This window comes from Oceanisphaera arctica, from assembly GCF_002936955.1.
GTDB lineage: Bacteria > Pseudomonadota > Gammaproteobacteria > Enterobacterales > Aeromonadaceae > Oceanimonas > Oceanimonas arctica.
The window spans coordinates 1-17,845 of sequence record NZ_MPZM01000019.1; the positions used below are offsets into that span (position 1 = coordinate 1).

General features: G+C 59.9%; 17 protein-coding genes. 3 read left to right on the top strand and 14 right to left on the bottom strand.

Annotation, left to right across the window (positions count from 1 at the left end; genetic code table 11):
* The 6 genes from UN63_RS09900 to UN63_RS09920 form a co-directional block, all read right to left on the bottom strand.
* Nucleotides 1–325 (bottom strand): aldehyde dehydrogenase family protein (locus tag UN63_RS09900; RefSeq protein ID WP_146084733.1); only part of this gene is annotated, 325 nt, incomplete at its 3' end.
* 57 nt (nt 326–382) lie between these two features.
* A complete protein-coding gene (gene puuD / locus UN63_RS09905) occupies nt 383–1,135 on the bottom strand; it encodes a gamma-glutamyl-gamma-aminobutyrate hydrolase (protein WP_104486598.1) in 753 nt (250 codons plus the stop codon).
* A 269-nt stretch (nt 1,136–1,404) separates the two neighbouring features.
* Nucleotides 1,405–1,902: a cytochrome C gene (locus UN63_RS09910; protein WP_146084734.1), complete on the bottom strand. Its 498-nt coding sequence runs from the start codon at nt 1,900–1,902 to the stop codon at nt 1,405–1,407.
* Between the two features lie 165 nt (nt 1,903–2,067).
* Nucleotides 2,068–2,178 carry a DUF2474 family protein gene (locus tag UN63_RS16960; protein WP_146084735.1) on the bottom strand — a complete coding sequence of 37 codons (111 nt, stop codon included), beginning with the start codon at nt 2,176–2,178 and terminating at the stop codon, nt 2,068–2,070.
* Nucleotides 2,178–3,167 carry a cytochrome d ubiquinol oxidase subunit II gene (gene cydB / locus UN63_RS09915; RefSeq protein ID WP_104486600.1) on the bottom strand — a complete coding sequence of 330 codons (990 nt, stop codon included), beginning with the start codon at nt 3,165–3,167 and terminating at the stop codon, nt 2,178–2,180. The genes UN63_RS16960 and cydB overlap by 1 nt, the downstream gene beginning before the upstream one ends.
* 1 nt (nt 3,168) lies before the next feature.
* A complete protein-coding gene (locus UN63_RS09920) occupies nt 3,169–4,575 on the bottom strand; it encodes a cytochrome ubiquinol oxidase subunit I (RefSeq protein WP_104486601.1) in 1,407 nt (468 codons plus the stop codon).
* A gap of 311 nt (nt 4,576–4,886) precedes the next feature.
* Between UN63_RS09920 and UN63_RS09925 the strand changes: the two genes are divergently transcribed.
* From UN63_RS09925 to UN63_RS09935, 3 genes are all read left to right on the top strand, one after another.
* Complete coding sequence (locus UN63_RS09925; protein ID WP_104486602.1) at nt 4,887–6,755, top strand: sensor histidine kinase; 1,869 nt, start codon at nt 4,887–4,889, stop codon at nt 6,753–6,755.
* Entirely contained in the window at nt 6,749–8,113 is a 1,365-nt protein-coding gene (locus tag UN63_RS09930) for a sigma-54-dependent transcriptional regulator (protein ID WP_229793440.1), read from the top strand. Before UN63_RS09925 ends, UN63_RS09930 begins: the two co-directional genes overlap by 7 nt.
* A 427-nt stretch (nt 8,114–8,540) precedes the next feature.
* The gene (locus tag UN63_RS09935) at nt 8,541–9,152 is read left to right on the top strand and encodes a LysE family translocator (RefSeq protein WP_104486603.1); all 612 of its coding nucleotides are present in this window, start codon (nt 8,541–8,543) and stop codon (nt 9,150–9,152) included.
* Between the two features lie 82 nt (nt 9,153–9,234).
* On the opposite strand, the gene UN63_RS09940 is transcribed toward UN63_RS09935, so the two are convergent.
* The 8 genes from UN63_RS09940 to UN63_RS09975 form a co-directional block, all read right to left on the bottom strand.
* Nucleotides 9,235–10,602 carry a sodium-dependent transporter gene (locus UN63_RS09940; protein WP_104486604.1) on the bottom strand — a complete coding sequence of 456 codons (1,368 nt, stop codon included), beginning with the start codon at nt 10,600–10,602 and terminating at the stop codon, nt 9,235–9,237.
* A 177-nt stretch (nt 10,603–10,779) separates the two neighbouring features.
* Entirely contained in the window at nt 10,780–11,859 is a 1,080-nt protein-coding gene (hppD, locus tag UN63_RS09945; RefSeq protein ID WP_104486605.1) for a 4-hydroxyphenylpyruvate dioxygenase, read from the bottom strand.
* Between the two features lie 364 nt (nt 11,860–12,223).
* Complete coding sequence (locus tag UN63_RS17210; RefSeq protein ID WP_104486606.1) at nt 12,224–12,409, bottom strand: ATP-binding domain-containing protein; 186 nt, start codon at nt 12,407–12,409, stop codon at nt 12,224–12,226.
* A 26-nt stretch (nt 12,410–12,435) separates the two neighbouring features.
* Nucleotides 12,436–13,653, bottom strand: coding sequence for an MFS transporter (locus UN63_RS17215; RefSeq protein ID WP_219821125.1), 1,218 nt, complete (start codon nt 13,651–13,653; stop codon nt 12,436–12,438).
* A 162-nt stretch (nt 13,654–13,815) separates the two neighbouring features.
* Entirely contained in the window at nt 13,816–14,823 is a 1,008-nt protein-coding gene (locus UN63_RS09960; RefSeq protein WP_104486608.1) for an ABC transporter ATP-binding protein, read from the bottom strand.
* A complete protein-coding gene (locus tag UN63_RS09965) occupies nt 14,823–15,821 on the bottom strand; it encodes an ABC transporter ATP-binding protein (protein ID WP_104486609.1) in 999 nt (332 codons plus the stop codon). Before UN63_RS09965 ends, UN63_RS09960 begins: the two co-directional genes overlap by 1 nt.
* Before the next feature lie 12 nt (nt 15,822–15,833).
* On the bottom strand, nt 15,834–16,817 hold the full coding sequence (locus tag UN63_RS09970; protein WP_104486610.1) for an ABC transporter permease: 984 nt from the start codon (nt 16,815–16,817) through the stop codon (nt 15,834–15,836).
* A 27-nt stretch (nt 16,818–16,844) separates the two neighbouring features.
* Nucleotides 16,845–17,813, bottom strand: a complete 969-nt coding sequence (locus tag UN63_RS09975; protein ID WP_219821126.1) for an ABC transporter permease — start codon at nt 17,811–17,813, stop codon at nt 16,845–16,847.
* Nucleotides 17,814–17,845: the final 32 nt, after the last annotated feature.

Here is a 17,845-nt window from a genome sequence, read left to right on the forward strand (position 1 = left end):
TATCCAGGGTTTCCAGCAGCGCCAGCTCTTCCCTGTGCTCGTCCATCAGCTCGGCCAGACGCAGCAACACCGCCTTGCGGTGGCTCGGGCCCGCTTCGGACCAGACGCCGGACTCGAAGCTGAGACGCGCCACCGCGACGGCGGCGTCCACATCCGCCGCCTGGGCCCGGCTCACCTCGGCAAGCCTCTGCTCGGTGGCCGGATTGATGCGGGTAAAGGATTCACCGCCCCTGGCTTCCTGGTATTCGCCGGCAATAAACAACCGGTGCTCTATGGTCAGCTCTTTCGCCTGTGCCTGCCAGTAGGCCTTGTCTCTGTATTCCATCTTGCTCTCCGTCTTTCGTTGCAGCAAACGGCCCCGACGCTAGCGCCGATCCTTATCCTAGTCGACGTGATACCGCCGACAGGCAGCAATAAAACCGTCGAACAGGGCGCGGGACAGGGGATTTTTACGGCTCTGCCACTCGGGGTGCCACTGCACACCGAGGGCGAAGGGATGCTCGCGCAGGCTAATGGCTTCCACCAGGCCGTCGGGACCATGTGCTTCCGCCACCAGCCGCGGCCCAAGACTCTTCACCCCCTGCATATGCAGAGAGTTCACCCGATGCCCGGTGACGCCACCAAGCCGAGCCAGCAAACCGCCAGGCTCGATCGTTACCGGGTGAGCCGGTTCGTACTGCGCGGTTAGGGGCTGCGATTTATCTTCACGATGCTCGATAAAGGCTTCCACTTCGTGCAGCCGCCGATGCAGGCTGCCACCGGTCGCCACCACCATTTCCTGAAAGCCGCGACAGACCCCCAGCAGCGGCATGCTCAGTCGCTGTGACTCCTCTATCAGCCGGAAGCTCAGACGATCCCGGCCCGGATCAACATGGGGCTCATCTCCGCTCTCACCATAATGGTGCGGCTCTATATTGCTCGGACTGCCGGTGAGCATGATGCCATCCAGCATCGGCAGCAGCTGGGGCAGAAACCGTTCGTCCTGCAGCAGGCCATGTACCAGAGGCAGAGGAAGCGCCCCGGCATCAAGCAAGGCATTGAGGTATTTATCCTGTACCGTATGAGACGGATGTCCTTTCACCGACTGGCGGCACATGATGACCCCGACCACTGGCCTGTTCGATAACTCAACCATCTGTATTGCCTCCCGCTACGCGCACCCCGCACAAGGGCCGGGTACATCATCAACATTGTGATGCAGACCCGACCATACAGGTTCAATAATTAACACCTTAACTGCAAAATAAACAATCCTCGACGGACCATCGGTGGTATTTATTTCTGCCGATAAAAAGGCCTCTTGCGAGGCCTTGTAAGGTAACAGCTTGAGTATTCCATGCCTCCTGCTGCGATCGGCATCACTCTGGCAGAGGGTGCCGCAGGACAGCGTCACCACATGCCGGTTTATTGCGAGCCGACCGGAAAGCGGACCAATGGGCCAACCGGCTCCTGTTCGGGAGGCACATAAGCCGGTACCGGCTCGCCGGCCGGGCCCAGATACCTGACCAGACTATAGATGGCCCGCAGATCCGTCTCCGTCATATCCCGCAGCGCAAACCAGGGCATGGGCGGACGCAGCTGCCTGGTTCTGGCGTTCTGTATCCACTCTTCGACCGAAACTCCCTGCATATAAAGACGCAGGTTGGCCGGATAGGTGGTACCCCAGGCACCGTGCCAGCCAAGCCGATCCCCCGTCAACCACAGCTCTTCCGGCACCATGCCCCCTGTCTGTACATAACCAGGCGTATGGCAGTCGTTGCAACCGGCAATTTTTACCAGGTATCGACCGCGCTCAATCAAGTCTGTATCACTACTACCCACGCTTTGGGCAAAGCCATACTCAACCGGCGATATTGCCAGCAGGGCCGCGCCCAGCATTAAAAAGGAAATCCTGGATATCATTGTTCTCCCATCGGCGACCAACCCTGCCGTGGACAACCGCAGCCCCGGCCATCAGGGTGTCCCACTCGATAAGCATAGCCGAGCCATTTCCGGCGACATCCCCCAACAAGTCCAGACTGTATTTATTTCGACCAAAAAAAGGCCTCTTGCGAGACCTTTTCAAGGTTAGAGCATGCCCATCAGCAGTTTGAGCAGGCCGCTGACCGCAAACAGGGCCAGCAGACCAACGGCATAGAGGCCGGCGAACCAGCGCCAGCCCTTCTTGTTGTTCGCCATCAGTAACCCTCTTCGAAGTCCTCGACCTTGCCGGAGAAGATCCGGTAGCCCCAGAGGGTGTAGGCACAGATCAGCGGCAGAAAGATGAAGATGCCCGGCAGCAGAAACCTGAGGCTGGAATCCGGGGCGCTGGCCTGCCACAGGGTCATCTGATGCGGGATCAGATAGGGAAATAGCCCCACCACCAGGCCGGCAAAGCCGAGGATGAAGAGTCCGACCGCCAGCCAGAAAGGCCGGGTCTCGTGGGGTTCGCCATCCAGATCCCGATACAGCAGCCAGCCGAACAGGCCGCTCAGCAACGGCAGCGGCAACAGCAGCAGGAAGTTGATGCCATCAAACCAGCGTGCCCGTATCTCGACGTTGGCGTACAGGGTCCAGAGGCTGACGATGACCATGACAACCATGATGGTCAGCACCAGCTTTCGGCCCAGATGGGCGGCGCGGGCCATAATCTTGTCCCGGCTTTTCATCACCAGATAGCAGCAGGCCAGCAGGGCATAGGCCACCATCAGCGCAAAACCGGTGAACACGCTGAAAGGCGTCAGCCAGTCCAGTGCCCCCTGCTGACCCGCATCCACGCCCTGCACCACGGCGCCGAGTATGGTGCCCTGACAGAAGGTCGCCACCGCCGAGCCGAGAAAGAAGGACCTGTCCCACCAGGGTTTGGAGCGGTGCGACTTGAAGCGGTATTCGAATGCCACGCCACGAAAGATAAGCCCGATCAGCATGATGATGATGGGGGTATACATGGTCGACAGAATACCCGCATAAGCGGCGGGAAAGGCGGCGAACAGCACCACGCCGCCAAACACCAGCCAGGTTTCGTTGCCGTCCCATACGTGGGAGATGGAGCGCATCATGTGATCGCGCTCGCCTTCACTCCTGAACCAGGGGTAGAGAATGCCGAGGCCGAGATCGAAACCGTCCAGCACCACATACATCAGTACCGCAAAGCCCAGCAATAAATAATAAAACAGCGCCAGATCCATATTAACCCTCCACCACTTCATGTTGCAGTTTCTTCACCCAGGCGAGGGCAAAACCGGGCGCATTGACGCCAATCATGTGTTGCTCAAGCCGTGCCATGTCCGGTGGCCCCTTGCGAATCAGTTTGGCCATGAAATAGAGATACACACAAAACAGCAGACTGTAGGTCAGCACAAAGAGCGTCAGCGAGAACAGCACTCGTTCCGCCGGCAGCGGGGTCACCACTTCCATGGTGCGGACCAGGCCGTGCACCAGCCAGGGCTGGCGACCCACTTCCGCTACATACCAGCCGGCCAGGGTCGAGATGACGCCCGTGGGGATCATCAGCGTCATCAGCAGCAGGAAAGGCCGGCTTTCGAAGCGACCGCCACGGCGACGCAGCCACAGCCCCCATAGGGCGGCCCCGATCATCAGCATGCCCAGACCCACCATGATGCGGAAGGAATAGAACACCAGCGGCACATAGGGACGTTCGTCGGCGGGCACCGATTTCAGCCCCTGCAGCTCGCCGTCCAGCTCGTGGGTCAGGATCAGCGAGGCCAGCTTGGGAATCCTGATCTCGAAGTGGTTGGTCTCTGCCTCCATGTCCGGTACCGCAAACAGCAGCAGCGGCGCACCGGTTTCCTTTTCGGGCCAGATGCCTTCCATCGCCGCCACCTTGATCGGCTGATGCTCCTTCACGTTGAGGCCGTGAAAGTCGCCCACCATGGCCTGCACCGGGGCCAGCACCAGTGCCGCCCACAAGGCCATCGACAATCCCTTGCGGGCGAATGCCTGATCTCGGTTTTTACGCAGATACCAGGCGCTGACACCACCAATCACGAAGGTGGCAGTCAGCATGGCAGCCAGCAGCATGTGTGCCAGACGATAGGGCATGGAGGGATTGAAGATCACCTCCATCCAGCTGGCCACCTCGAAGCGACCGTCCACGATTTCATAACCTGCCGGCGTCTGCATCCAGGAGTTGGCGGCGATAATCCAGAACGACGAAATCCAGGTGCCCAGTGCCACCACGCAGGTGGCAAAGTAGTGCATCTTTTCCCCCACCCGCTGCCAGCCGAACAGCATGACCCCGAGAAAACCGGCTTCCAGGAAGAAGGCGGTCAATACCTCGTAGGCCAGCAAGGGCCCCAGAACCGGGCCAACCAGTTCGGAAAAACGGGAGAAGTTGGTGCCAAACTCGTAAGACAGCACTATGCCGCTGACCACGCCCATACCGAAGGTAATGGCGAAGGGCTTGATCCAGAACTTGGCCAGCTGGAAGTACACCGGGTTACGGGTTTTCAGCCAGAGGCCTTCCCAGATGGCGATGGCCGTAGCCAGGCCGATGGTGATGGCGGGAAAGATGATGTGAAAACTGATGGTAAAGGCGAATTGGATCCGCGACAAAATGGCAGCATCTAACTCCATGATGTCTCCTTAACGACGTTGAAAGCGGTTAACGGCCGCAGGCAGGGTTGCCAGGATCAGAACAATAAAGATGGCAGAAAATTCCAGTACCAAGGCGGTCATGTTCATAAAATCTATCTCCAGAGTGGACTCAATCCGATTGATGGACCCGTTGATTGATAGATAAAGCACAAACCATGCCATCAATCACACAGCCTGCTGCCACCTTGTTCTGGATCAATAAAGCTTCCAAAACTTGCCCCAACTGACAACCAGGTTTACAGTCTTTCCCCACTAAAGTGTCAACGATGTTTACATGACGGGAACGCAACATGGCGCTGGATCTGGCTTTTGAATTGATGATGCTGCTCACCGGCGGCTGTGCCCTGCTGGTATCGGCCTGGCTGTTCTGGCGCGCGCGCCGCCGGCGCAGCATGAAGGCACTGGCCGGTTTTGGCATCATGATGGCGCTGTGGTGCAGCGGTCATGTGTCGGTGTTTTACGGCTGGGAAGGATTGGGCAAGATGCTGATCCTCGCCAATCCCCTGATGCCCACCTTCTTCCTCGACTTCGCCATCGGCTTCGTCAATCAGGGGCCGGGCCGCCGGCCCTGGCTGGACCGCCTGGCCCGCCGGCGCGGCCTCTTCTATCTGGCGGCCCTGCTGGTGATAGGCACCAGCCTGGCCCTGGGCGGCGGCGATATCATCGCCTTCGGTCCCTTCAGCCATTACTTCGTGTTCAGCGGCGCCGGCTGGTTCAACATCGCCTACACCATCGGTGTAGGCGTGCTGGCCCACGCCCTCTTGCTGTGGGGCTGGCGTGTGCATAGTGGCAACCGCCGCCGTTCCATCGCCGCCATGTTCGCCGCCGGCGCCTGGGGCCTCTGGCTGGCCACCAGCTTCATCTTCCCCTCCCTCGGCCTCTATTGGTATCCCTGGCCCATGCTGCTGCTGCCGACTTATGTGGTCCTGCTGGTCTATGGGGTGGTGCGCTACCAGATGCTGGAGGTCAACGCCTGGGCCAACCGGGCGCTGCTGTGGATACTGATGACGGTGCTGGTAATGGGACTGATTGCCCTGCTCAGCTCCATGGCCGGTCAATTTGGCCTGCAGGCGCTGGCCAACGTGCCCGAGTGGCAGCTATGGCTTTACTCCATGCTGTTGCTGATGCTGGCGCTGGCGCTGTATCAGCCGGTCAGCAAGCTGGTGGAGCGGCTGATTTATCCCGGCAGCCGGCTTGACGAACAATTGCTGGACACCTGGCTCAATCGCCTGGCCGAGGCCAGCCACTGGACCGAGCTGAGCGCGGCGGCAGAGCAACTGCTGGCCCGCCAGATGGGGCAGCCGGTGCAGGTACGGTTGCTGTTGAATGGTGACAGCGCTCCCGTCGCAGAGGGCCCCTGCATTATCTGTCGCCATCAGGATCCGGGCTGGCAATCCCGGTTGCAGGGCTTTGAGGACGTGACGCCCGGGCTTAGGCTGGCGGCGGAGGTGTTCGCCTCGCTGCTAACCACCCGTTGCAGCCTGCTGGAGCGTTCACTGCAACTGGCCGAGGCCGAGCGTAAGCGTCTGTCGGAACAACATCTGGTAGAGCTGGGCGGACTGTCGGCGGCCATGGCTCACGAGCTGCGCAACCCGCTCAATATCATATCCATGGCCTCCGCCGGGCTGGAGCCCGAACGCAAGGCCATGATCCAGACCCAGCTCAAGCGCGCCGACCGGCTGATCTCGGACATGCTCGCCTACTCCGGCAACATCAGTGTGCATCGCCAGCCCATAACGCTGGGCCCCATGCTGGAGAGCCTGCGCCCCCAGTTCGACTGGCAGCATACCCGCTTCGAGTGCGCCCTGGCCGAGGACGCCCACCTCTGTGCCGATGCCTATCGACTGCAGCAGGTGCTGGTCAACCTGATCGATAACGCCCTGGCCTTCGTACGGAATCAGCCGGACGGCATCATCCGCATCGAGGCCGGAGACCAACCCGGCATAGTGAGGGTGCACAACAACGGCCCAGCCGTGGCCGAAGACATGCTCAGCCACCTGTTTCGTCCCTTCGTCGGTCGGCGCAGCGGCGGCAGCGGCCTGGGACTGTCTATCGTGCGCCGGATCCTGGATGCCCACGGCGGCCGTATCCGCCATCGCAGCGATCTGGGCTGGCCGGTCACCTTCGAACTCTTTTTCCCCGAGGACAGCTCATGTTGAACCCACCCCGCATCCTGCTCATTGACGACGAGCCCGCCTTTCGCACCCTGAGCGCCCAGTGGCTGGAGTCCGAAGGCTATGAGGTCAACACCGGCGCCAGCCTGGATGAGCTGAGCGCGCAGTTGCCGCATTTCGACGCGGATCTGATCCTGCTCGACCTGTCGCTGCCGCCCCACTTCGATCCGCAGCAAACCCTGGCGGCGCTGCCCCGCTTCATCGACCGGCCGGTGATCATCCTCACCGGTCATGGCGAGCGCGAGCTGGCGCTGGAAGCCCTGCGCCAAGGGGCCTGGGATTTTCTGGCCAAGCCCATCGATCCGGACATGCTGGCCGTGGTGGTCAAACGCGCCCTGACCAAACATCAGCTGGTGCGCGAGCTCAACAGCCTCAAGCATAAACAGGGCGGCCAGCAGGGGCTCGATAGCCTGATTGGTGCCTCGCCGTCGATGAACAGCATTCGCGCCCTGGTGCAACGCATCGCCCCCACCGATGTGCGAGTGCTGGTCACCGGCCCCTCGGGCACCGGCAAGGAGGTGATATCGAGGGCGGTGCATGACCTCAGCAATCGTGCCGCCGGCCCCTTTATCTCGGTGCACTGCGGGGCCATTCCCGCCGAGTTGCTGGAAAGCGAGCTGTTCGGCCATACCAAAGGCGCCTTTACCGGCGCCGACAAGGCTCGCGACGGCCTGCTCAAGCTGGCCGACGGTGGCACCCTTTTTCTGGACGAGATAGGCGAAATGCCGCTGGCGATGCAGGTCAAGCTGTTGCGGGTGCTGCAGGAAGGCAGCTATTATCCGGTGGGCGGTCGAGTCCTGGAAACCATCGACGTGCGGCTGGTGTCGGCCACCAACGCAGACTTGCCCGTAAAGGTAAAAACGGGGGCGTTTCGGGAAGACTTGTTCTATCGCATCAAGGGGGTCAACATCGACACCCGGCCGCTGGACGACAGGCCCGAAGATATTCCCCTGCTGATCACCCATTTTCTGGAGCTGCAGACCCGGAACAATAAGCAACCGCCGCTGCACCCGGACACCGCCGCCTTCAACTGGTTTATTCAACGCCGCTGGCCGGGCAACGTACGCGAGCTGAAAAGCGCCCTCGACAGCGTGGCCGCCATCGCCAGAAACGGCGTCATCACCCTGGAAGACATAGCCCTGCTCTACCCGGATGCCCAGCCTGACAGAGCACACAGCACAGCCCAACCCGGCGACAGCCTGGATGCCCAGGTGCGAGCACTGGAAATCACCCTGATCAGTCAGGCGCTGGTCAAATTCGACCACAATCGCACCCACGCCGCCCAAGCCCTGGGCCTGTCCCGCCAGGGACTGCTGAAGAAAATAGAGCGATATGGGCTTTAAGTCCCTTCGGGGAGCCGTAAGCCTATCTCTTGGTCACAAGTCGCTGAGAGCGAGCGCAATGCGAAGCAGCAGCGCGGTTGCACTCCGCCGACACGCTGCAAGCCCATCCATGGGTCGCTCGGCAAATGCCGTCCATGGCATTTGACGGTCGGCTACGGCAATCCCCGCTGCCGCTTCGTTACACTGTGGTGCCGTCTGTCAGATACTCACAGTCAACCCGGTGACCAATAAGGAGTGCTTCGCCGTGCCCGCTGCGCCATGGATGGCGCAGCGGAGCCTACAGGGAGGTATTCACAGCGTGCCTTCGAGCCGTGCACTTTGACCGACAAAGTGCACGGGCTGGCTTCAAGTCTGCAGGGCGAGGGGTTACGGCATGATGGATATTGCTGCTATATTGCCCATCCTCCAACGTACAAGAGAACCACCGATGGCACTGGACACCTGGCTTATCTATCTGGCGGCCATGATTGGCCTGTCGCTCACTCCCGGCCCCAACAGCCTGCTGGCACTGACCCACGGTGCCCTTTATGGCCGACGAAAGACTCTGTTTACCGTGGCCGGTGGCGCCATCGGTTTTTCCATCGTCATCGCCCTGTCGCTGTTCGGCATCGGCGCCCTGTTGCAGGCGTCCACCACCCTGTTCATGGCGCTCAAGATCATCGGCGGCGCCTATCTGGTCTGGCTCGGCATTCAGCTGTGGCGGGCACCTGCTCCCAGCGCCGATACCGGTGAGCAGGCAAGTTATCGCAGCGGCGGATCCCTGTTTCGTCAGGGGCTGCTGTCGGCGCTGACCAACCCCAAGGCGGTGCTGTTTTTCGCCGCCTTTCTGCCCCAGTTCATCGACCCGGAGCGCGAACTGTTGATCCAGTTTGTGGTGATGGCGACCACCTTTGCCCTGACCGAGTTTGTGACCGAAGTCTTTATCGCCAGCTTCGCCCAGCGCACCCGTTCCTGGCTTGCACGTAGCGGAAAGCGCTTCAACCGCATTTGCGCCAGCCTGTTCGTGCTGCTCGGCGGCTGGCTGCCCTTGGCTCGTTAGACCCGCCATAAAATCCCGCCCATAAAAAAAACCGGCTGGCTCGAAAGAGCCAGCCGGTTTTTGCCTTGCCGAGCTGTCTTGGTTATTTCAGGTTGAAATAGAACACGATCAACAGGGCAATGGGCGACAGGTAGCGGATTATCGGAAACCAGAGGCGATGCCAGCCGCCCAGCTCGGCGGCGGAGTGCTCGGGCTTCATCTTCCAGCCCACGAAGACGGCGGTCAGCAGGGCCCCCAGCGGCATCATGATATTGGCGGTCAGATAATCATAGAGATCGAACAGTGTCTTGCCTTCGAAACGCGCGAACATGTCGAGCGGGGTAAAGCCGGACCATTCGTTGAGCGACAGCACGGTCGTAACCCCCACCAGCCAGGCCACCAGGCCGCCACCGACTGCCGCCTTGACCCGGCTCACGCCTTTTTCGTTCAGGTAGCTGACCAGCGACTCCAGCATGGAGATGGACGAGGTCCAGGCGGCAAACAGCAACAGCACGAAGAACAGGGTGGCGAAAAAGCTGCCACCGGCCATCTGGCCGAAGGCCACTGGCAGGGTGACGAAGATCAGCCCCGGGCCAGCACCCGGCTCCAGTCCATGGGCGAAGACAATGGGGAAGATGGCCAGCCCCGCCAGCAGCGCCACGCCGGTGTCCATAATGGCCACCACCACAGAGGTACGGGCGATGGGCACGTCTTTTTTCAGATAAGCGCCGTAAGCCATCATGGCGCCGCTGGCCAGGCTCAGGGTAAAGAAGGCATGACCCAGAGCCACCAGTATCGCCTCGGCGGTGAGTGCGGAGAAGTCGGGCTTGAACAGGAAGCTGACCGCCTCACCGAAGTGGCCTGTGGTCATGGCATAGCCGACCAGGATCAGCAACAGCACGAACAGCGCCGGCATCAGCTTGGTGACCGCGCGCTCCAGGCCATGACGTACGCCACCGGCCGAGACCAGCACCGTCAGCCCCATGAAGATGGAATGCCACAGCAGCAGCTCGCCCGGCGACGCCAGCAAGCCGCCGAACAGGGCGCCGGACTCTTCTGCCGCTATGCCGCTGAAGTCACCACTGACAGCCGACAGTATATAAGGCATGGTCCAGCCGGCGATGACGCTGTAGAAGGACAGGATCAGGAAGGCCGCCAGGGTCGCCATGATGCCGATACCGGCCCATCCCTTGCTGCGCTCCTCACTGGCTGCCACCGAGGTCATGGTGCCGATGGGGCTCTTGCCACCGCGACGACCCAGCATCACTTCGGCCATCATCAGCGGCAGGCCGATCACAGCGATACAGGCCAGATATACCAGCACGAAGGCGCCACCGCCGTTTTCACCGGTGATATAGGGAAACTTCCAGATATTTCCCAGACCCACCGCCGAACCCACCGCCGCCATGATAAAGGCAAAACGGCTGGACCACTGGGCCGGGTTGCCAGCCTGCTGATTGTTCTCCGCCACGGGCGCTGCCACTCCTGTTACTGGACACAAAAAAATGTCAGCTATTCTCCCCTACAACAGGTGTAAAGGTTAGCTGACAGTATGTCCTGCTAGTTTGCCATTAATGACTAAGATAAAAAATGGCTGGCGGTAGAAAATTCAGTTTTATGCTGACTTCATCACCCTCGGGTGCGGGGATCATTCCCGTTTCAGTACTCCGCGGCGGATCTGATCTTCCTCTATAGACTCGAACAGTGCCTGAAAATTACCCTCACCGAAGCCTTCATTGCCTTTACGCTGGATAATTTCGAAGAAAATCGGCCCGATCACGGTGTCGGTGAAGATCTGCAGCAGCAGGCCCTGGCCCTCGGTGGGCGCCCCGTCCATCAGGATCCGGTTCTCTTGCAGGCGGGCCAGATCCTCCCCATGGCCGGGCAGACGAGCATCCAGTTTTTCGTAATAGGTATCCGGTGTCGTCATAAAGCTCATGCCACCGTCACGTAAAGTTTCCACCGTGTGGAAGATATCGTCGGTGCCGAGGGCGATATGCTGAATACCCTCCCCTTTGTACTGCTGCAGAAATTCCTCGATCTGGCTCTTCTTGTCGGCAGATTCATTGATAGGAATGCGAATTTTGCCGCAGGGACTGGTCATGGCCCGGGAGCGCAGCCCGGTGAGCTTGCCTTCGATGTCGAAGTAGCGGATTTCACGAAAATTGAAATGTTTCTCGTAGAAGCCGGCCCAGAGATCCATATGTCCCATTTCCACATTGTGAGTCAGGTGATCGATATAGGTCAGGCCCACGCCTTTGGGGTGCTGCTCCACGCCGGGCACGGGACGAAAGTCCACATCATAGATGCTCTGGTCGCCATAGCGATCCACCAGATAGATAAGGGAGCCGCCAATGCCCTCGATGGCCGGGATCTTCAGTTCCATGGGGCCGGCACCGGACGCAACCACGGTGCCGCCCTGCGCCGCCAGCTGCCGGATGGCGGCGGCCGCGTCTTTCACCCGAAAGGCCATGGCGTTGGCAGAGGGGCCATGAAGGCGGGAGAACTGCGCGGCCCGGCTGTTGGGCTCGGCATTGAGGATAAAGTTGATGTCGCCCTGGCGATACAGGGTTACGTCTTTGCTACGATGGCGGGCGATGGCCACAAAGCCCAGCCGCTCGAACAGTTCAGCCAGCCGCCGGGGCTCGTGAGAGGCATATTCCACAAACTCGAAGCCATCGGTTCCCATGGGATTATCCCATAGGCCCTTGTCGTTGTTTGCCGCCATGATGCCCTCCTTTCACCAGATGATGCGCCATTAAGTATAAGAGTCAGGGGCATTCCCGGAGCGGAGCCGGGAAGACAAGGTGTAAAGAAAGGATGACAGGAGAAAAATACCGCTGTCGACGTTGGGATTCGCTTCACTCATCGCCAACCTACGGCACGACAAAACCACAACGCCGATGTCTGGAGTGAGCTGTAGGCGCTGCTTCAGCTGCGTAAACCCACAGACAATGCCAGATCTGCAGAATCGGCATTGTCTGCTCCGGCAGCTAAAGCGCCGGCTACAAAACCCGGCACCGTGCTGTGTCTGCAGAATCGGCGTCGTCTGATCCGGCAGCTAAAGCGCCGGCTACAAAAACCCGAAGAGGCTACCCCTGCCAGCGGCTGACGCCCGGATAGCCGCCTTCGAGCAGCTCCTTGATAAACACCGAGGGAATTTGATTGTCAGCCAGCAGAAATACCTGATGCCGGGCCCGGGTCAGGCCCACGTAGAACAGCCGCCGTTCCTCCGCATGGGGAAAGACTTCGGCGTCGGGCAGCAGCAACTCCAACACGCCGTCGCCATGGTGATGGCAATGACTCAACCTGCCTGATTGTCGATGGTGGAGCCAGCGGTCTTGTCCGCCAGCGGGCTGGTCTTTGGCTCCAGCAGACAGATCAGGGCCACCAGCGCCAGACTGGGCAGCATCACCAGGTTGACCCCTTCCCAGCCGAAGGTGGCCAGCACCTTGCCTGAAAAAAAGCCGCACACCGCCACGACCATAAACACGCAGAAATCGTTGAATGACTGCACTCGGGCCGCTTCATCCGGCCGGTAATAGCGGGTCAGCCAGCTGGTTGCACTGACGAACATCAGGCTCCAGGCCACGCCCACCAGCAACAAGCCGCTGAAGTAATGCCAGAACGACATGCCCTGCAGGTTGATCAGTATCGCCAGCACAAAGACACCGATGCCCGCGAGGATCAGCCGTTTGGGGCCAAACCGCTTGAGGAAGGGACCGAGAAAGAGTCCTGGCAGAAACATGCCAAGAGAATGAAACTGCACCACCGTATTGGAGTCGCTGACATGAAAATGGGCGTGATTCATCGACAGCGGAGTGGCGATCATTACGAAGGCCATCATGGCAAAGGACACGGCCGCCGCCACCATGGGCCGCCAGGCTCCGGCTTTCAATATCTGGCTCAGGGGGCGTCCACCGCCCATCCGGGGCCTAGTCTCGCGGACCGGTACCCGTAGCCACAAAACCCCCATAGCCACCATCAGGCAGAGGGGAATAATGGCGGCGAAGCTGCCTACGAAGGGCACGCCATAGCCGAAGGACTCCCCCCAGGTCGACAGCCCCGGCCCCAGGATCGAAGCCACCACCGCCGCCCCTATCACCAGAGAGACAGCCTGATCCTTCATCGCGGTCGGCACCAGTTCGGCGGCGGCAAAGCGGATCTGCTGAGTCAGACTGAAATAGATGCCGAACAGCACGCAGGCGGCGATCAGCAACCAGAACTGGGACAGCATCAGCGCCGCCACCATCAGGCTGGCTCCGCCGATGCCGAACAGTTGCCCCAGTATTATGCCCCACTTGCGGCCCAGCCAGGCCATCAGATAGGCCACCGGATAACTGGCCAGGGCGGAAAACACCGACTGAATGGCAAACGGCAAGGTCGTCAGGGCCGGTGAGGGTGCCAGCTGAAAGCCCACCATGGAGATCAGACTGAGATAAATCAGCATACCCGACTGAGACAGCGCCATACCGTAAGACAAGAGACCGATATTGAGCCAGTGTCGTGAACTCGAGAACATAGCAAACTCCGGGCCTGAACAGGCCATTTCAGCAAGCAATAGGGGGAAGGCAAATGATATCGCCTCCCCGTCCTGAACGGCGGCGAGGCGATTGAGATTAATAGACCACAGTGCTTACAGCACGAAAATGCCCGTCACCAAGGCACGTTTACCAACCGTTGCTTAACTGACAGACAAGGGATAATGACAGGCCACCTGCTGGGTCGCGCTGATATCCAGTGCCGCCGGGGTCGACTGCTTGCACTTGTCGGTGGCAAAGGCGCATCGGGGATGAAAGGCGCAGCCGGAAGGCGGCGAAATCGGGTTAGGTACCTCGCCGGTCACCGGAGTCCGCTCCTTGTGGATCACATCCATGCTGGGGATGGCGTCCATCAGCATGCGGGTGTAAGGGTGACGGGGTCGATTGAAAACCTCTTCCACCGTGCCCACCTCCACCAGACGGCCCAGATACATGATGCCGACCCGATCCGAGAAGTGGGACACCACCGACATATCGTGGCTGATAAACAGATAGGTCAGCCCCAGTTCGTCTTGCAGATCCTTCATCAGGTTGAGCACCTGGGCCTGCACCGAGACGTCCAGCGCCGAAGTCGGTTCGTCACAGATCAAAAACTCGGGTTCGCCGGCCAGGGCCCTGGCGATGGAGATACGCTGACGCTGACCACCCGAGAACTCGTGGGGAAACTTGTCCATGTCCGATGCCGCCAGACCCACCTGTTCCAGCAACTGGCCCACCCTCTGTCGACCTTCTTCCCGGTTTTTGATCATACCGAACAGCACCAGCGGCTCGGCAATGATGCGATCCACCTTCCAGCGTGGATTCAGACTGGCGAACGGATCCTGAAAGATCATCTGGCAACGGCGGCGAATATACTGGCGCTGCTCCCGACTGGCTTCGGCCAGCACTGTGCCCTGATAGCTGATATCGCCATCGGTCGGCTGGTACAAACCCGACAACAGTCGGGCTACCGTCGACTTGCCGCAACCGGACTCGCCCACCAGACTGAAGGTCTCTCCTCTGCGGATACTGAAATCGATGCCGCGCACCGCGTGCACATAGGTTTTTTCCGCTCTGTTCAGCAGCCGGTGAATAAACGGCTTGGAGATATCGAACTTGATATGAAGGTTGCGTACCTCCAGCAGGCCTCTTTCTTCGGTAATCTCGCTCATCACACCAGCTCCTCTTGCATCACTTTCAGACAGGCGACCCGGGAGTCACCGACCGCTTTCATCTCCGGCTCATGCTGCCGGCATTCGGCACTGCTGTTGGGGCAGCGCGGATTAAAGGCGCAGCCCAGGGGGATGGCGTTGAGCCGGGGCATGGATCCGGGGATCTGCGACAGCCGCGGTTCCCGTACCCCGATGCGCGGGATCGATCCCATCAGTCCCACCGTATAGGGATGTTTCGGCGACTTGAGTACTGACTCGACCGGCCCTATCTCAACCAACCGGCCCGCATACATCACCGCTACCTGGTCGCAGATTTCGGCGATCACCCCCATATCGTGGGTCACCAGCATCACAGAGGCGTCATGCTGCTTGCACAGCCGGCGCAACAGCTGCAACACCTGAGCCTGTACCGACACATCCAGCGCCGTGGTCGGCTCATCGGCGATAATCACCTTGGGTTCGACACAGAGCGCGAGGGCGATCACGATGCGCTGACGCATGCCGCCGGAAAACTGATGGGGATATTGATCGATGCGTTGTTCGGCCGCAGGTATACCTACTTCCTTCATCAGATCCAGCGCCTTCTGCCGGGCCTGCTCATGGGACAGCGGCAGATGGGTCTGAATGGTTTCGATCAGCTGTTTTCCGACCGTCAGCACCGGGTTCAGGCTGGTCAGCGGATCCTGAAAGATGGCGCCGATCTCCTTGCCACGCAGCAGTCGCCGCCGATCTTCCTCCAGGTTATCGATCCGTTCCCCGTAAAGGCGGATCTCGCCGCCGGCAATGAAGCCCGGCGCCTCCAGCAGACCTGTGATCGCCGAGCCGGTCAGCGACTTGCCGGCGCCCGATTCACCCACTACCCCGAGGATCTCGCCCTTGCGCATCTCGAACGACACATGCTGTATCGCCTTCAGGTTTCCCTTGCGATGGGCAAACTCGATACACAGATCATCGACTTCCAGCACCACCTCACCGCGGTTGTTGCTTGTATTTTCCATATGTCTTGCTCCTTAACGCAGTTTGGGGTTGAGGGCATCGCGCAGCCAGTCACCCACCAGGTTGACCGACAGGGCCAGCACCACCAGTACCAGAGAGGGAAACAGCACTACCCACCACTGACCGGAGAACAGATATCGGTTGCCCTCGTTGATCAGCGTACCGAGCGAAGGCTGATGCGGCGGCATGCCGACCCCGAGGAACGACAGGGTTGCCTCGGTCAGTACCGCCAGCGCCAGGTGCAGGGTGGCCAGCACCATGACCGGGCTGAGCACGTTGGGCAGAATATGCTGGAACATGATGCGCATATTATTGCTGCCCATCACCTTGGCAGCCTGTACATATTCCTTGTTTCCTTCCAGCAGGGTACAGCCGCGCACAGTACGGGCATACTGCATCCAGCCGGTCAGGGTGATGGAGATAACGATGATGTACACCGCCATCTGATCGTGCATTTCCTGGGGCAGCAGGCCCCGCGCCGCGCCGCTCACCAGTAGTGCAAACATGATGGTGGGGAAGCTGAGCATGGCATCGGCCAGACGCATGATCAGGGCGTCGATCATGCCGCCGAAATAGCCGCTCACCACCCCCAGGGTCACCCCCAGAACCATGGCGCAGAGCACGCTGATAAAACCGACGATCAACGATACCTGCAGGCCATGGAGGATCAGTGAATATACATCCCGACCCTGGATATCGGTGCCCAGCCAGAAGCGGCCCTCGCCGCCTTCCACCCAGAAGGGCGGCAGCTCGGAGTCCATCAGATCGAAGGCCGCCATATCGAAGGGGTCATAGTGCGCCAGCAGGGAGGCACCGATGCCGGCAAACAGCAGCAGGGCCAGCACTGCGGTGGCGAACATCGTCAGCCGGGAGGTCCGGAAGTTGTAGGCGATGTCACTGTCGCAGGCAGCCAACAGCTGTTGCCATATCTTTTTCAGCCCCCCAGGCCGGGGACTATTCTGGCCGGTCAGGGCCGCTTTAGTGGTATTGATAGCCATACGTTACCTCGTCCTTGTGCTTAACGGTCAAGCGGTTTTCAAGCGCGGATCGATCACCCGGTAGAGAATATCGACCAGGGTGTTGATGCAGATAAAAATCAGGGAAATGAACACCAGATAAGCGGAAATCACCGGTATATCCACGTAGTTCACCGCCTGGATAAACAGCAGTCCCATCCCGGGCCACTGGAACACGGTTTCGGTCACCACCGCGAAGGCAATCAGGCCGCCGATCTGCAGGCCTATGATGGTGATCACCGGCAGCAGGGAATTGCGCAGCGCATGGGTATAGTTGATGCTACGCTGCCTGATGCCCCTGGCCTTGGCGAACTTGATGTAATCGGTGCGCAGCACCTCTGTCATCTCGCTACGCACCAGGCGCATGATCATGGTGATCATGAACAGCGCCAGCGACAGCGCCGGCAGTATGATAGAGGCCCAGCCCGTCTTGCTGAACAGGCCACTGCTCCACCAGCCGAACTCCACTATGTCGCCCCGCCCGTGAGAAGGCAGCCAGCCCAGCCAGACCGAAAACACGATGATCAGCACGATACCGGCGATAAAGCTGGGCAGAGACACCCCAATCAGGGAAATAGTCTGCACCAGGCTGGTCAGCCACTTGTTACGGGACAAGGATACCCAGACGCCCGCCGGCAACCCCACCAGCAGCGAGATAATCACCGCCACGAACACCAGCTCCAGGGTGGCGGGTAACCGTTCCAGGATCAGGTTGAGCACGTCCATCTTGTTGTAGTAGGAAATACCGAAATCGCCTTGGGCAATATTGCCGACGAAGCGCCCGTACTGGGTGATCACGCTGTCGTTCAGGCCCAGCTTTTCACGCAGCTCGTCCCGTTCAAACTGGGTCGCGCTTTCCGGCAGCATGCCGTCGATGGGATCGCCGACAAACTGAAACATGGTAAAGGCGATCAACGCCACCGTCAGCATCAGGCCGCAGGCCTGGATCAGCCGCTGTATGATAAAAGCCAACATCATTCACTCCTTTGAATCGCAATAGCGGATTAGGG

Excerpts from the sequence above, each read along its gene's own strand:
- UN63_RS17215 (WP_219821125.1), bottom strand. The coding sequence starts at position 13,653 with ATGTTCTCGAGTTCACGACACTGGCTCAATATCGGTCTCTTGTCTTAC.
- UN63_RS09975 (WP_219821126.1), bottom strand. The coding sequence starts at position 17,813 with ATGATGTTGGCTTTTATCATACAGCGGCTGATCCAGGCCTGCGGCCTG.
- UN63_RS09910 (WP_146084734.1), bottom strand. The coding sequence starts at position 1,902 with ATGATATCCAGGATTTCCTTTTTAATGCTGGGCGCGGCCCTGCTGGCA.
- UN63_RS16960 (WP_146084735.1), bottom strand. The coding sequence starts at position 2,178 with ATGGCGAACAACAAGAAGGGCTGGCGCTGGTTCGCCGGCCTCTATGCC.
- UN63_RS09930 (WP_229793440.1), top strand. The coding sequence starts at position 6,749 with ATGTTGAACCCACCCCGCATCCTGCTCATTGACGACGAGCCCGCCTTT.
- UN63_RS09970 (WP_104486610.1), bottom strand. The coding sequence starts at position 16,817 with ATGGCTATCAATACCACTAAAGCGGCCCTGACCGGCCAGAATAGTCCC.
- UN63_RS09925 (WP_104486602.1), top strand. The coding sequence starts at position 4,887 with ATGGCGCTGGATCTGGCTTTTGAATTGATGATGCTGCTCACCGGCGGC.
- UN63_RS09920 (WP_104486601.1), bottom strand. The coding sequence starts at position 4,575 with ATGGAGTTAGATGCTGCCATTTTGTCGCGGATCCAATTCGCCTTTACC.
- UN63_RS09965 (WP_104486609.1), bottom strand. The coding sequence starts at position 15,821 with ATGGAAAATACAAGCAACAACCGCGGTGAGGTGGTGCTGGAAGTCGAT.
- puuD (WP_104486598.1), bottom strand. The coding sequence starts at position 1,135 with ATGGTTGAGTTATCGAACAGGCCAGTGGTCGGGGTCATCATGTGCCGC.
- cydB (WP_104486600.1), bottom strand. The coding sequence starts at position 3,167 with ATGGATCTGGCGCTGTTTTATTATTTATTGCTGGGCTTTGCGGTACTG.
- hppD (WP_104486605.1), bottom strand. The coding sequence starts at position 11,859 with ATGGCGGCAAACAACGACAAGGGCCTATGGGATAATCCCATGGGAACC.
- UN63_RS09935 (WP_104486603.1), top strand. The coding sequence starts at position 8,541 with ATGGCACTGGACACCTGGCTTATCTATCTGGCGGCCATGATTGGCCTG.
- UN63_RS09960 (WP_104486608.1), bottom strand. The coding sequence starts at position 14,823 with ATGAGCGAGATTACCGAAGAAAGAGGCCTGCTGGAGGTACGCAACCTT.